13 protein-coding genes are annotated in these 12,998 nt (G+C 68.4%); 5 read left to right on the top strand and 8 right to left on the bottom strand.

What is annotated here, in order from left to right; genetic code table 11:
• Positions 1–823 precede the first annotated feature (823 nt).
• Positions 824–1,558 carry an erythromycin esterase family protein gene (locus tag ACFV9H_RS00815; RefSeq protein ID WP_385391588.1) on the bottom strand — a complete coding sequence of 245 codons (735 nt, stop codon included), beginning with the start codon at positions 1,556–1,558 and terminating at the stop codon, positions 824–826.
• A 136-nt stretch (positions 1,559–1,694) separates the two neighbouring features.
• Between ACFV9H_RS00815 and ACFV9H_RS00810 the strand changes: the two genes are divergently transcribed.
• The gene (locus tag ACFV9H_RS00810; protein WP_385391486.1) at positions 1,695–2,486 is read left to right on the top strand and encodes a DUF6445 family protein; all 792 of its coding nucleotides are present in this window, start codon (positions 1,695–1,697) and stop codon (positions 2,484–2,486) included.
• 57 nt (positions 2,487–2,543) lie between these two features.
• On the opposite strand, the gene ACFV9H_RS00805 is transcribed toward ACFV9H_RS00810, so the two are convergent.
• The 3 genes from ACFV9H_RS00805 to ACFV9H_RS00795 form a co-directional block, all read right to left on the bottom strand.
• A complete protein-coding gene (locus tag ACFV9H_RS00805; protein ID WP_385391485.1) occupies positions 2,544–3,818 on the bottom strand; it encodes a glycosyltransferase in 1,275 nt (424 codons plus the stop codon).
• Complete coding sequence (locus ACFV9H_RS00800; protein ID WP_385391483.1) at positions 3,815–4,408, bottom strand: tetratricopeptide repeat protein; 594 nt, start codon at positions 4,406–4,408, stop codon at positions 3,815–3,817. Before ACFV9H_RS00800 ends, ACFV9H_RS00805 begins: the two co-directional genes overlap by 4 nt.
• 182 nt (positions 4,409–4,590) lie before the next feature.
• Entirely contained in the window at positions 4,591–6,024 is a 1,434-nt protein-coding gene (locus tag ACFV9H_RS00795) for a hypothetical protein (RefSeq protein WP_385391481.1), read from the bottom strand.
• A gap of 567 nt (positions 6,025–6,591) precedes the next feature.
• On the opposite strand from ACFV9H_RS00795, the gene ACFV9H_RS00790 reads away from it, so the two are divergent.
• Positions 6,592–6,804 (top strand): hypothetical protein, encoded by a 213-nt coding sequence (locus ACFV9H_RS00790; RefSeq protein WP_385391480.1) that lies wholly within the window; start codon positions 6,592–6,594, stop codon positions 6,802–6,804.
• A 217-nt stretch (positions 6,805–7,021) separates the two neighbouring features.
• On the opposite strand, the gene ACFV9H_RS00785 is transcribed toward ACFV9H_RS00790, so the two are convergent.
• Positions 7,022–7,843 carry a lipase family protein gene (locus ACFV9H_RS00785; protein WP_385391478.1) on the bottom strand — a complete coding sequence of 274 codons (822 nt, stop codon included), beginning with the start codon at positions 7,841–7,843 and terminating at the stop codon, positions 7,022–7,024.
• Positions 7,844–8,226: 383 nt separating this feature from the next.
• On the opposite strand from ACFV9H_RS00785, the gene ACFV9H_RS00780 reads away from it, so the two are divergent.
• Both ACFV9H_RS00780 and ACFV9H_RS00775 read left to right on the top strand, forming a co-directional pair.
• Positions 8,227–8,484 (top strand): hypothetical protein, encoded by a 258-nt coding sequence (locus tag ACFV9H_RS00780; protein WP_385391476.1) that lies wholly within the window; start codon positions 8,227–8,229, stop codon positions 8,482–8,484.
• Positions 8,485–8,598: 114 nt separating this feature from the next.
• Positions 8,599–8,934: a hypothetical protein gene (locus ACFV9H_RS00775; RefSeq protein WP_385391475.1), complete on the top strand. Its 336-nt coding sequence runs from the start codon at positions 8,599–8,601 to the stop codon at positions 8,932–8,934.
• Here the strand turns inward: ACFV9H_RS00775 and ACFV9H_RS00770 are convergent.
• The gene (locus ACFV9H_RS00770; protein WP_385391473.1) at positions 8,919–9,647 is read right to left on the bottom strand and encodes a hypothetical protein; all 729 of its coding nucleotides are present in this window, start codon (positions 9,645–9,647) and stop codon (positions 8,919–8,921) included. The genes ACFV9H_RS00775 and ACFV9H_RS00770 overlap by 16 nt on opposite strands.
• Before the next feature lie 184 nt (positions 9,648–9,831).
• On the opposite strand from ACFV9H_RS00770, the gene ACFV9H_RS00765 reads away from it, so the two are divergent.
• Positions 9,832–11,547, top strand: a complete 1,716-nt coding sequence (locus tag ACFV9H_RS00765; protein ID WP_385391471.1) for an SWIM zinc finger domain-containing protein — start codon at positions 9,832–9,834, stop codon at positions 11,545–11,547.
• On the opposite strand, the gene ACFV9H_RS00760 is transcribed toward ACFV9H_RS00765, so the two are convergent.
• Positions 11,528–11,824, bottom strand: coding sequence for an antibiotic biosynthesis monooxygenase (locus ACFV9H_RS00760; RefSeq protein ID WP_385391469.1), 297 nt, complete (start codon positions 11,822–11,824; stop codon positions 11,528–11,530). The genes ACFV9H_RS00765 and ACFV9H_RS00760 overlap by 20 nt on opposite strands.
• A gap of 56 nt (positions 11,825–11,880) precedes the next feature.
• A complete protein-coding gene (locus tag ACFV9H_RS00755) occupies positions 11,881–12,966 on the bottom strand; it encodes a serine hydrolase domain-containing protein (RefSeq protein ID WP_385391586.1) in 1,086 nt (361 codons plus the stop codon).
• Positions 12,967–12,998 lie beyond the last annotated feature (32 nt).

Here is a 12,998-nt window from a genome sequence, read left to right as displayed (position 1 = left end):
AGGGAGGTATTCGAGAGCGACTGACGGCTACGGGACGGTGTTCAGCTTCCACGCGCCGTGCTGGGAGCAACGCGTGCATGCTGATGGAACGTCGGCACGCACGCCCATGGCGCAGGCCGCCTCCACGTGTCCGGCCCGAGGCCGAAGGTGGCCAACGTAGGACATCCCGCCGGCGTCGGCTCTCGCTGGGAGGGATGAGGTCGCCCCGTGACAGCAGCTCCTTGAGGCAAGCTCGATCCAGCTGGACCCGCCATCGGTAGTACCGGTCCGGGTCCAGCCGGCCGCAGCACCGGAGGAATCCCCCTGCGGCGATCGGAATTGAGATTCCTCGTACTCGCGCACGGCTTCAACGACGTCGAGCTCCACGTGACAGAAGCCGTCAAGACGCGCCGCCAAGCCCCGAACACCAGCAACATGCGCGACCGCCAGCTGGTGTGCTTTCGCGAGCAACCCCAGGGGCCGATGCTGACCGATTGCTGACCAAAGCTCCGCCACCACGCCGCTGACCTGCGGAAACGTCCGGATGTCAGATGTGGGACTTGAACATGGTACGAAGCATCGGAAAACTCCCGGATTGTCTGCTCCCTGCCTGCTTCCCACAGGTCAAGGGCGGTCCCCGCAGATTACAACCCTTCGCACGTTCGGTCAGCTTTCCCCAGGTCTTCCATGACTCACGCTGACCGATTGCCGACTTTCTGACGCATTTGAGCGGGTGGCCGATCCCATACGGTCGGCGGGCGGCCGTCCCGCATGCTGGAACTGGAAAAGAGGGCTGTCCGGGTTGTCCTTGAGCAGGGAGTCCCGTGTCCGCTCACGTCTTCGACTACGTGCCCGTCGACGATCCCCGGTTCGGAAGAGTCGACGTCCGGCTGAACGGCAAGGCGGGCGAGCTGATCGTCGAGGGGGAGGCCATTCCCAGAGCCGTGGTGCGCAGGGCCGAGGGGGCGCCGCTGGAGTCCCACGTGCCCATCGGGACACGGGACGGGAGCAGGTCGACTTTCGCCACGAACGCGAGTCCGTCGTACTCCTCGGCCGGCACGCGCGGTGCGAGGTGGAAGCGGTAGGTGAACCGGGGGGACGTTGGCACCGAAGCTGCGTTGGAGGCCGGGGCCTCGCAGCCATTCCTGTACGGCGGGTGCCGCCTTCGCCGCCCGCCCCGCAGATCGACCAGATAGTCGCCCGGCAAGGCGGCCGCGAGCCGGGATTCGACCGACCGGCCCGCGCCGCCGATCCGGTACCGGTCCGCCGGGCCGGTGGTGTCGTTCCCCCGGCGGGCCCGGAACTGCCCCTTGCCGAAGAGCAGGCCCAGGGCGTAATAGGCGTCGCCGTGGCGGCGGCGCAGCAGGCTGCCGAGTGCGGGCACCCCGGCCGCGTAAGCGCCTTTCGCGATGTGCCCGTCGTGCGCCCATACGGCAACACGGCCCGCTGCACCGTCCACCAGCGCGGTGACGGCCTCGGCCACATAGCGGTCCCCGACGACGAAGAGGCGTAGCGCGGGCTCTCGTATGGCTCCCCATGCAGAGCGGTGACGAAGTCGGGCGTGGCAGAGCCCAACCACACGGAGCAAGTTCTGAATGCTCTGATAGGCGATGGATGCTCCGATATGGGTATTCATGCCCGGGAACATGGGAATCGTGGGGAGTCGGCCGGTAGCCTTCGCGCGTCAGCCAATACGCGGCGAAGGAAGTCCGGACATGTCGTTCAGCCCGGGGGAGCAGGTCAACTTCGGCGGTGAGGTGGCCTTCGTACTGGAGGACCGCGGTGACGGTGGCTACCTGATCTCGAGCGGCCCGGCGCAGCTGCCTATGGTGGTTCCCACCGACGTCCTCAAGGACGCGCAGCGCAAGCCCGCCGCCAAGCGGCTGTTCACTCCCACCGCACCGCACCTGCTCTCCGTGGACGACTTCCTCGACGACCCGGACGAGGTCCGCCGGATCGCGCTCGGCGCCAGCTACCACACGGATCCGCGGTACTTCAAAGGGCTGCGCAGCGACCACCGGTTCCTCTGGCCGCGTCTGCGTGAGGAGTTCTCGCGGCTGCTCGGCACTCCGGTCACGGAGTGGCTCGGCCACAACGCCAACGGCGTCTTCCAGCAGACCGCGTACGACGACCCGCTGGTCTGGCACCACGACTCGCAGAGCCACGCCGCCGCGATCTACCTGAACCCGAACCCTCCTGCCGGTGCCGGCACCAGCTTCTGGCGCGACAGGACCCACGGCTGTCGACGTGCACCCAACCACCCGAAGGAAGTGGCACGCCTCGGCAGCCCCGGGGCCGTCGATGCCGCGCGCTCGGTCGTCTACGACCCGTACAACATCGAGCACGAGGACAACTGGGAGCTGATCGAGTCGGTCTCCGGCCAGTACAACCGGCTGGTGATCTGGGACGCGAAGCTGATGCACTCGGCCACGTCGTACGAGCACTTCTCCGGCGAACACGGCAGTCACCGCCTGGTGCAGCTCTTCTTCTTCGACATCAGCACCTGAGGGCTCTTCCGAAGTCCTGGCGGACTTCGGAAGAGCCGGTGCGGCCCGACTTGAATGTCACACCAACAGTGGACCGCCGCACCGTTCGGCGCCGGCCTTCACCGCGATCAGATTGGCCTGCACGTAGGAAATGCGGTTCTTCGAGTGCCAATCGGTTGGGTAGTAGGTGACCAAACGCGAACTTTGGAACCGGGCCTGGATGTCCGGTACGAATGCGCGGTATTGGTTGTCGGTGTAATACCAGAACGAGTTCTCGTTGTAGTAGGCGACATGTGTCGGGTCCTGGTACGCGCCACGGCCGTCGGAGCTGGGCGTCAGAGAAAGAAGCATGCCGCCCGGCGCCAGCAGGCGGTACAGCTCGTTGATCAGCGGAATCTTCGCGGGCACGTGCTCCAGGAAGTCCACCGCGCGCAGCAGACCGACCGAGTTGTCAGGGAGGTCCAGCGGCTCGGGCAGCGTTGCCACGATGTCGACGCCGTCCCGCGGGTGTTGGTCCACTCCCAGGTAGCCGGGCGGCTTGCGGTGCGCGGCGCCGAGGTCCAGCGCGAGCAAGCCGCGCCGCTTGGCCCAGGCGAGCGCGGTGGGCTCAATGTATTTGTCGTACAGGGCGACGGTCTCGCGCTGGATGTGCGCGTTGATCTCGGCGTCGCGCTGGGTGTTGTGGGGGTGCATCCGCTGCAGGTAGAGGCATCGGGGGATGTGGTGGAAGTCGCCGGCCTGGAAGAGGCGGCACATCAGGTCCTGGTCATCCAGCACCGTGCGCGTGGCGTCATACCCGCCGACCTGCTCGTAGGCGTTCTTGCGGAACGCCCGCACATGGTTGGGGGCGTACCAGATGTACGACACGTTGTGCGGAGTCGGCGCCATGGCGTTGACCTGCAGAAACCTGCGACCGTCCACATGCACCTCCTCGTACTGCCAGCCGTGCGACTCGTTGAACCGCGTTTCGTCACGGCCTCCGTCTTCGGTGACATGAGCGCAATTGCTGTAGACGAGGACGGCGTCGGGGTTCTCGTCGAATGCCTTCGCCAGTTCCGCCAGGCAGTCCTTCGCCAGCAGGTCGTCATGGTCGAGCTCGACGAGGATTTCGCCGCGCGCCAGTTCGCAGGCGCGGCGCTTGGCCGCTCCGACCCCGTGGAGTTCGTCGGAAACCACCACTCGGACACGGTCGTCAGGGTGTTCCGGCCGCCATCGCGCACCGCTGTTGAGCAGCACGATCCACTCCCAGTCGGAGCAGGTCTGCGCTTGTAGCGTCGTGAGGCATTCGTCCAGGAAACGCGGTCGGTGGCTGGGGGTGAAGACGGAAAACTTCGGGGTCGGGGATGAGGTCATCTTCTGGTACCTGCCTGAGTGGCTGTCGGTGTTGCGCTCGTGGAATCCCGGAACTGCTCCGGGACGAGCTGTCGGAGGGACGGGTCGGCGTGGACGGCGAAGCTGAACGCGTCCTCGGCCTCGCCGTCACGGCCCTTCTTCGCCAGGGCCTGCCCAAGGCGCAGATAGGCCGTGGCAGCCTTGGGGTCGGCGCTCACGATGCGCCGGTAGATTGCGATCGCCTGATCGGGGTCGCTGGACTCGAGCAGGATCGCCTTGTTGTATAGGGCCGATCCGAAATCCGGATCGACCTTCAGGGCGTGGTCGTAAGCCGCGCGTGCGTCGGCCGTCCTGTGGTCGTGCTGGGCGATGACGCCGAGGTTGTACCAGGCGTGTTTGTTGGCGGGATCCAGGTCCAAGACCTGCCTGAAACTGCTTGTTGCCCCGGAGAAATCCTTGTTCTCGCCTTGATCGATGCCTCGTTGGAGCAGTTCCTGTGCTTTCGACGCGGGCTTGACCGCTGGTGCTTCGGGCCTGGATCCAGCCGTGGGCGTGGCCTGGGAGCCACCGTTGAGGAGGTGAGCCCAGCCGGTCGCCAGGTTGGCGACCACGACGGCTGCGGCGAGTCCGGTCCACAGTCCCGTCCGCTTTCTCACAGGGTCTACCTCACCGATCTGGTAACACGACCGAGTTGGCCGAGAGACAAACGCGGGTATCTGTGGGCATCGCCCCCCTGGGTGCTGTCACTCGATGTGGCCGCGAGCTCCGACCGACCGAGGCTCGCGGCAGGGGGTCACGGCGCGCATACGACCCAGACGGTGATGCTGTCAGTACCGTCCAGGGCGGCCTGCCAACCATTAGCCGGAGTCATCGCAGTGCCCCCGTTAGGACGGCTGCGGATGGTCTCTTGGTTGTTGCTTGCTGTCTGGAAGCCGCCGCCGAGGGCGAAGCGGCCGGCGGGGCACGTGATGCTGGCACTTCCCATGCCGACAGCCGTGTGGACCGTGCTCTGCGCCCCGACGCTCGGGCCCTGCGTGCCCTGGAAGCCCTGGTTGCCCTGCCCGCCTTGGAAGCCTTGGTTGCCCTGGTTGCCCTGTACGCCCTGGTTGCCCTGCAGGCCTTGGGCGCCTTGGGTGCCTTGGGTGCCCTGCACGCCTTGGAAGCCCTGCTCCCCCTGCTCCCCCTGGTTGCCCTGCTCCCCCTGCTCGCCTTGCTCACCCTGGTTCCCCTGCTGCCCCTGGTTGCCCTGGAAGCCTTGGTTGCCCTGGTTGCCCTGTACGCCCTGGTTGCCCTGCAGGCCTTGGGCGCCTTGGGCGCCTTGGGTGCCTTGGGTGCCCTGCACGCCTTGGAAGCCCTGGAACCCCTGCTCCCCCTGGTTGCCCTGCTCCCCCTGCTCGCCTTGCTCACCCTGGTTCCCCTGCTGCCCCTGGTTGCCCTGGAAGCCCTGGTTGCCCTGGTTGCCCTGTACGCCCTGGTTGCCCTGCAGGCCTTGGGCGCCTTGGGCGCCTTGGGTGCCCTGCACCCCTTGGAAGCCCTGGAACCCCTGCTCCCCCTGGTTGCCCTGGAACCCCTGCTCGCCTTGCTCACCCTGCTCTCCCTGGAACCCCTGGTTGCCTTGGAAGCCCGGGTTGCCCTGGTTGCCTTGGTTGCCCTGCACGCCTTGGAAGCCCTGCTCCCCCTGCTCCCCCTGGAACCCCTGCGAGCCGGAACCCTGCAAACCCTGGAAGCCCTGGAACCCCTGGTTCCCTTGGAACCCCTGCTCACCCTGGGCACCCGAACCCGTCGAACCCTGCTCACCCTGGAACCCCTGGTTCCCCTGCTCACCCTGGGAACCCGAACCCTGCGAACCCTGGAAGCCCTGGTTCCCCTGGAACCCCTGCTCACCCTGCGAACCCGAACCCGTCGAACCCTGCTCACCCTGGAACCCCTGGTTCCCCTGCACGCCCTGGGAACCCGAACCCTGCAAACCCTGGAACCCCTGGAACCCCTGGAACCCCTGCACGCCCTGGGAACCCGAACCCTGCAAACCCTGGAACCCCTGGTTCCCCTGCACGCCCTGGGAACCCGAACCCTGCGAACCCTGGAACCCCTGGAACCCCTGGAACCCCTGCGCACCCTGGAAACCCTGCTCACCCTGCTCGCCCTTTGGCGGCTTGGGCTTGCCCTCCCCGTGCTGCCCACCTCCTCCTCCGTTCTCCTGCCCGCGGACGATTTCTTCTGTGATCATTCCAAGCTGGGCACCGAGCCGGCCGAGGCGTACGCCCCTGCTGGAACGAGCCGCGAACTCGGCGCATCGGGATCCGGCCGGGGCTCACGCCCATCAGTTGCTCCGAGACCGTTCGTACCCGCCGCTTCCGCTCAGCCCGGCGGGAGGGGGCAGCAGTGGCAACGGTGGCACGTCGCCGACCCCAGCTGCACCCCTTCGCGCGCGTCTCTGCCGGGCACTCCGCGGGTCGGTTACGCCGCCTGCCCGGGCAGAGGGCATTGACCATGACGGTGTCCGGCGAGGGGGAGAGGACGTTGAGGTCGATGAACGGGCTGGTCAGGACGAGGCCGTCGGCCGCGTAGCCAGGGAACGAGTTCAAGTCCGGCTTCGGCGGGAAAATGATCCTCCACCGGCGCAGCGGCTCCGGCAGCCGGGGGACGAACGAGGGGTCCCGCACCAGCAGGACACCGGGCCGCAGGGCCAGCACGGTGCTGTCGAGGTGGTGGTCGGCGAGCCGGTACGCGGTGCAGCCGGAAGCGGCCGACCGGGTGCCGCCGCAGCCACTCGAAGCCCAGTTGGTGGTTCCGCGTGGAGACGTTGACCAGGCCGTCCCGTCCGAAGCGCACGCACTGCGCGGCATCGGTCATCATCTCCGTGCCGACGTCCAGCTGCGAGGGGTGCGGGTCGGCGATGTACTGCATGGACGCGGTGGTCGAGCCGCTGACGTACGAGGTGTCGAAGGAACAGTCCGTCATGACCGGGCGCGGCATCACCGTCCATCTCGCGCCGCGCTGGAAGTAATCGTAGAACAGCGGCTTGAGATGGTGCGATTCGAAGTAGCGGGCACGGCCCTGGGGCGGGGTCTCGATGATCTCCTCGCCCAGGACGAGCGTCTGGTCACGGACGTTCAGCGCAGGCATCACTCCGGCCTCCCAGGCGGGCGTCCGCACCGACCCGGTCGCCGTCAGCGCCTGAGCTTCATCGGCGACCAGGCCCGGCCGCCCGGAGCCGGACGGCGTCAGGCGAGGTTCTTCTCCAGCGCTGCCACGTACTGCTTGACGGGGTGGTCGCGTACGGCATCGGCGGCCGGTGCGAGGAGGTCCGCGGTCATGCCCTTGGCCCGGTCGGTGAGGGCACCCAGCAATGGCATGGAGGTGCGGATGCGGCCGTTGGAGTCGATGTAGCGCAGGGTGTTGACGTGGGTGTACGCGGGCTCGGGCGGGAGCTGGGGGACGATGTCGTTGTTGTTGACAAAGCGGTGCAGCCGGTCCTTGAAGCCCTTGTTGCAGGCGGACGCCAGGAGCCGGTCGCAGGTTCGGGGCTGGCCGAAGGTGTAGATGCCGTCCACCTGCAGGCGCGGCTCCTCCAGGTAGAGCCTGCATCCGGCGAGCATCGCCAGGGCGCCGCCGAGGCTGTGCCCGGTGAACCACACGCTCTGGTCGTGGTCGCGGAGCTCCGCGAGGGTGTCGCGGACGGAGGGGAAGACGGAGTACAGGGCCTCGCCGATGCCGTAGTGGATGTAGCCGGTCTTGGCGGGGCCCGGCCAGGGCGGGGTCGTGGCGTCAGAGAGCCAGTCGCGGATCTGGGCCGGTTCCGTGCCCCGGAAGCCTGTGGTGATCATCCGATCGCTGGCGATGGTGTACGCCTGGGTGTCTTGGAGCGGGAAGGGCGGCGTGAAGCGGGTGTGGTGGTGGCGCACCTGGTCGAAACCCCATTCCCGGGCCTTCTGCTCGATGGCGTCCTCGTCCTTGTAGGCCAGCTCGGCGGCCTGGACCACCCAATAGGCAAGCTCAACGCTGTATCCACGGGCGTTGTGGTCGACCGTCGACGGTGCGGACATGAGCGGCGTCCCTTTCCAGCAGGCAGATGTGCCACCACTTCCGGGCTTCGGGCTTCGGGCTTCGGGCTTCGGAAGGGCGACTCTCGACAGGTCTGTCGTATCGGTCCTGGCCGCTGTGCGATCGACCCCCCGAACTGCACCCGGTGTGCGCGGACGAGGGCGTCGAGGCGGACCAGCGTCCCGGGTGGCAGGGTGGTGCGGTCGACCGGCTCGCCACTCGCGGTCAGGACGACGGCCCCGGTCATCGGGTGGACCGAGTAGGAGGAGTCCGGGTCCACGACGAACCTGGGGTCGCGGTAACCCGCGGTCCGGAAGCCGAGCCGGGCTCGTAGGTCAGGGTCCAGAGACACCGGGTCGATCACGCGGCGTTCGGTGGGCCGGCCTTGGGGATCGAGCAGGAACGGCTCGTACAGCCTCTTCGGTGTGCCCTCGACGTTCTGCACGCCGAGCAGCCGGCCGGCGCTCTCGGGCAACTGCCCGTTGTACGGCTCGCCCTGGGGATCGAGGATCCGCGGGTCACCGGCAGGGCCGAATGTCACTTGGTAGCCCGTACCCGGATCGGCGAAGGTCCGACCGGCCAACTGGTCGCCGACCGCCTGCGGGATCCTGGGCGGGCCGAGACCGGTGGCCAGGTCCAGTGAGCGGGCGTACAGGGGCCGCCGGTCGCCGGTCGCCGGTCGCCGGTCATCAGGCGGTACCGGGCTTCGGCAGGCCAGTCCGCCGCGGCCGACCCGGCCGGCCGGGCTTCGATCCCGGTGACGTTCGCCTGGTACGTGGGCATGCCGGCCAGGGCTGCGGAACTCCCCGAGATCGTTGACCACTCCGTAGCCCGCGGACACCGTCAGGACGGGCGGCACATCGACGCCGGCGCTCGCGACCGGGGGCAGCGTGAGGTAGTCGACCGTGGCCGCCCATCCGCCGCCGACGATCACGTGGGGGATGACCGGGAGTTGCGGCCGGCGCGCGTTCAGGGATTTCGTCAGCTCGGCGTCCGCGGCCGTCCGCTGGGCGATCACGCCGTCGGCTTGTTCACGCAGCACGCGGCGCTCGCAGTCCCGTTCGACGCGGATGTCCTTCAGGCTCGACTGTGAGCCGGCCTGGCGGGCCAGTCGAGCACCTTGTCGAGAGCGGCGGCGGACCCGGGCGCGAGCGCGCGGACGGAGGCGGCTCGCGCCGCCGCGGCCGCCCTGCCGGCCAGCGACGTGTGGCCTTCCATACGGTGCACGGGGCGGGTCGGTTCCTCGTCGAGCAGTCCCATCGCGACGGCGGAACCCAGCGCGGTGGCCTTCACCCGGGCCGACGCGGTGGGCAGTTGGTCGCCGAGGGTCTTCAGGGCCGCGACCCGGCCGATGTCCCTGGGGCTGAGCGGGATGCGGCCCGCGCTGTCGGCGGTGGTGAGCAGACCCTCGGTCAGTCCGCTGGTGACATCGAGCCGCCGGTTCTCCGACCGGTCCGAGACGATCACCGCCACCTCGGCGAGCCGGGCGGCGACCGCCTGCCGGATCAGATCGGCCGCCGCCTGGTCGGAGACCCGCACCACAGCCGCGCTCGACCCGAGAAGCGGTCCGGCGGTCAGCGCGGCCGTGATGGAGGCCGCCGTGCGGCCCGCACTTGCCGTACTGAGCTCCTTGCCGCCGAAGTCGAGGCCGGCGGAGGCATGTGCGATCGGCCCTGGGGCCGCACATGCCGCAGCGCGTTCTTGGAATTCCGCCGTGCGCGCGTGTGCGCCCTGAGCGGCCGGGCCGAGCGAACCACCGAGCACGGCTCCGATGCCGCACCACAGGGAAGCGTCCGCCTGAGCCATGGGAAGTCACCGTGCGAGGAATCACCCGCCTGATCGTTTCGCCGTCGCCCGAATGCCGACCCTGAGTGCACCGGAGTGTGCGGGAGGCCGCTCACGGGGTGGGCGGCCTCCGGCCGGTTCGCGGGTGGCGGCAGGGCCTGGAACATCCGCGAAGAGCGGTGGTGAGGGGTTTCCATCCGATTCAATGAATGACGTGGCACAGGCTCCGGGTTTCACCGAGAAAGACCTTCGTCGGCTGGCGGGGCCGCGCTCGTTCGAGCGGGGGCTCGGCTATCTGTCCGCGGTCTCGCGGCTGGAGATCGGGTACGAAGCGATCACCGCCACCGTCGACGGAACCGACGCCTACGAGGTGGAGCTGACCGAAGACGAGGACAGCGGGCTCAGCGGCTGGTGCGACTGCCCGTACGGGCAGGAGGGCAACTTCTGCAAGCACTGTGTGGCGGTCGGCCTGGCCGTCCTGAGGCAGGCCGAATCCGTGCCGCGGCAGCGGTCGGCCGCCGCCTCGCGCACCCGACTGCTGGACACATGGCTGGAGTCCCGCACCCGGGAAGAGCTGCTTGCCCTGGTAAGGGAGCAGCTCGCCGATGACCGTGCCTTGCGGCGCCGCCTGGAATTGCGCGCGGCCACCGCCGGCGAGGACACCGGCATCGTCCGCGAACGCATTCTGAGCCTCCTCGACACCCGCCCTTTCGCCCGCTACGGCTACGTCGAGTACGCCGACGCCCGCGCCTACGGTCGGCAAGCGGCCGAGGCGGTCACAGCGCTGCGCGCGCTGACGGCGAGCGGCCGGGCCTCGGACGCGGTGGAGGTGGCCCGCGAGGCCCTGCGGGCTCTGGGCCGCACGTACGGGGAGATCGACGACTCGGACGGGCTGATCGGGGCCGTGGCCGCCGGGCTGGCCGAAGCCCATCTCGAAGCCTGCCGGGCTGCCCGGCCCGATCAGGTGGAGACCGCCGAGTGGCTGGTGCCGTATCTGCTGGACGAGGTGAACGGCGCCGCCGACATCGACCTCTTCGACTACCGGGAGGTACTCGGTAGCCCGGGCCTGGCCCGGGCGCGCGCATTGGTGGTGGCCGCCTGGCGGGCCAACCCGAAGGGGTGGGCGGAGAAATACCTCATGGAGCGCCTCCTGAAGGTCGACGGCGACAGCGTGGACACACTGGTCGCGGTCCACTCGGCGGACCTCGTCCCGAACGGCCACACTCACCTGGTGATCGCCAGAGAGCTGGAGAGAGCGGGCCGCGCGGACGAAGCCCTGGAGTGGGCGGAACGCGGACTGCGGGAGTCCGTCTCGGAGTGGGGACCGGACGACGATCTGGTCGCGTTCGTCTGCGCGCGCTACGAGCGGGCCGACCGCCTGGCAGACGCAGTCGAGGTCCGAAGGGAGCTGTTGCGCGCCCGTCCCTCACCGGCCGCCTATCGACACCTGCGTACGACGGCCCGTGCGGCCGGAATCTGGGAGGTCGCCGAACGCGCGGGCGCCCTGGAGGTACTGAAGGCCGCCCGGCCCAGGGAGGTTTGCCGGCGGGACGGCTCTCTGCTGATCGACGCGCTCATCGACGACAACGACTTCCAGCCCGCCTGGCAGGCCGCCACCGACGGATACGCCAACGAGCGGCAGTGGCTCGCCCTCGCCGGCCGTATCCGCGAGCAGCAGCCGGCCGATGCGCTGGGCGTCTATCTCCGCTGCATCGAGCCGCTGCTCGAGCAGACCGGTGACAGTACGTACGAACGCCTCGCGCAGCTACTGCTCGGCGCCCGAGCCTGTCATCGCACGCTGGGCACAGAAGCCGAGTTCGTCACCTTCCTGGCCGCCCTGCGCGGCGACCAGAAGCGCAAGCGGAAGCTCATGGCCGTTCTCGACCGACACGGGCTCCGAGTTACCGTGCGGGGAGGGTGAGTTCACCTCCGCGGTAGAAGCTTTCCCGCTCCTCGACGACGTACGGGGCCATGACCTCACGCCGCCGATTCTCCGCGTCCGAGGACCGCCACGCGTCACACGCTTGCCTGGAGTCCCAGAGGGACACGCCGGTGATCTCCTGCCCGTCCTCGGACCAGTACGCGTACGCGCGGCGCATGCCGTCCGGGAGGGAACCCGGGCGCCACGCCCGCTCGAACTCCTCCAGGGTGCCCGGCTTGATGCGGCGCGTTGTCACCCAGACGAAGTGCTCCTCCATACCGGCCTCCTCACGAGCGGAATCGGCCCCACCGAACAGCGGCGCGGACCGAGGGGTCATTTGGCCCATATGTCCAGCAGTTGATTGGCCGCACGGAAATTGTCGGCCGAGTCCTCGTTGCACGCGACGGTGACGGCGGTGTTGCGGTCCGGGCTCACCTTGAAGGTGCTGTGGAATCCTTCCCAGTCGCCTCGATGCACCAGGCCCTTGTCGGGGAGAAGGAGGATTCCGGCCCCGTAGCGCCCTTCTTCGATGCCTCGCTGACGCAGGACGTCACCCACGCTCACCGCTCCCTCCGTGACTCCGTTGAGCAGTTCCGTTCCACCGATGCGACCGGTGCGGTAATTGTCGGCCCAGCGGACGAATTCCCCGGGGGTGGTTTGGACGGATCCGTCTCCGTACTGTTTCCAGGGGGAGGAATTGGGGGTGAACTTTCCGTCCTTCTCGTCGTATGACTTCGCCTTGCCGGGAACGTCTACTGCCGGGGACAAAGTCATGCGCAGGTTCAGTGGGGTGAAGAATTCCTGTTGGAGGAAGGTCGGGAACGGCTTGCCGGTGACCTTCTCGACGACGTGTGCCAGGAGGACGTAGTTGGAGTTGGAGTAGGAGAAGCGCTTACCTGGCGGGTCTTCCGGCTGTGAGGCGAGGATGGCCGCGATCGCTTCCTTCTGGCCGGCCGGATCCGTCAGCTCGATGCCCTTGGCCTCCAGCAGATCCTGGTAGTCGGCGATGCCGCTGGTGTGACGCATCAGGTCGCCCAGCGTGACGTCCCGCGTCCAGGCGGGCGGATTGTCGAGGAAGTCGGACAGGGGGTCGCTCAGCGCGAGTTGGTGGCGCCCGGCCAGCAAGAGGACGGCGTCCGCGGTGAATTGCTTGGAGTTGGATGCCATGTCGAAGACCGTCTTCGAGGTGATGGCGCGCCCGGTCGTCAGATCGGCCTTCCCTCTCCCCGCCTCCCAGACAACGCTGCCCCGTACGCCCACAGCTGCCGCACAGCCCGGCCCATCAGCGGAAGGCACCAGCTCCTGGAGAACTTCTGCGCTGCGCTTCTCACGGTCGTCGCCGGTCGCGTGTGTCTGCGGTGCGGAACCGGCCAGTACAGCCGCGACCATGGCGCCCCCGGCGGTGCACAACGACACCATCCGTTTCACGGACACCACCCACTTTCTCGAAG

The sequence above is a fragment of the Streptomyces sp. NPDC059874 genome, assembly GCF_042731135.1.
In the GTDB taxonomy this organism is placed as follows: Bacteria; Actinomycetota; Actinomycetes; order Streptomycetales; family Streptomycetaceae; genus Streptomyces.
The sequence above is the reverse complement of the archived record's forward strand: the minus strand, read 5'-3'. Positions and strand labels throughout refer to the sequence as shown.

Coding starts and splice junctions, on each gene's coding strand:
- ACFV9H_RS00810 (WP_385391486.1), top strand. CDS start 1,695: ATGTCGTTCAGCCCGGGGGAGCAGGTCAACTTCGGCGGTGAGGTGGCC.
- ACFV9H_RS00805 (WP_385391485.1), bottom strand. CDS start 3,818: ATGACCTCATCCCCGACCCCGAAGTTTTCCGTCTTCACCCCCAGCCAC.
- ACFV9H_RS00795 (WP_385391481.1), bottom strand. CDS start 6,024: ATGATCACAGAAGAAATCGTCCGCGGGCAGGAGAACGGAGGAGGAGGT.
- ACFV9H_RS00785 (WP_385391478.1), bottom strand. CDS start 7,843: ATGTCCGCACCGTCGACGGTCGACCACAACGCCCGTGGATACAGCGTT.
- ACFV9H_RS00770 (WP_385391473.1), bottom strand. CDS start 9,647: ATGGCTCAGGCGGACGCTTCCCTGTGGTGCGGCATCGGAGCCGTGCTC.
- ACFV9H_RS00765 (WP_385391471.1), top strand. CDS start 9,832: ATGAATGACGTGGCACAGGCTCCGGGTTTCACCGAGAAAGACCTTCGT.
- ACFV9H_RS00760 (WP_385391469.1), bottom strand. CDS start 11,824: ATGGAGGAGCACTTCGTCTGGGTGACAACGCGCCGCATCAAGCCGGGC.
- ACFV9H_RS00755 (WP_385391586.1), bottom strand. CDS start 12,966: ATGGTGTCGTTGTGCACCGCCGGGGGCGCCATGGTCGCGGCTGTACTG.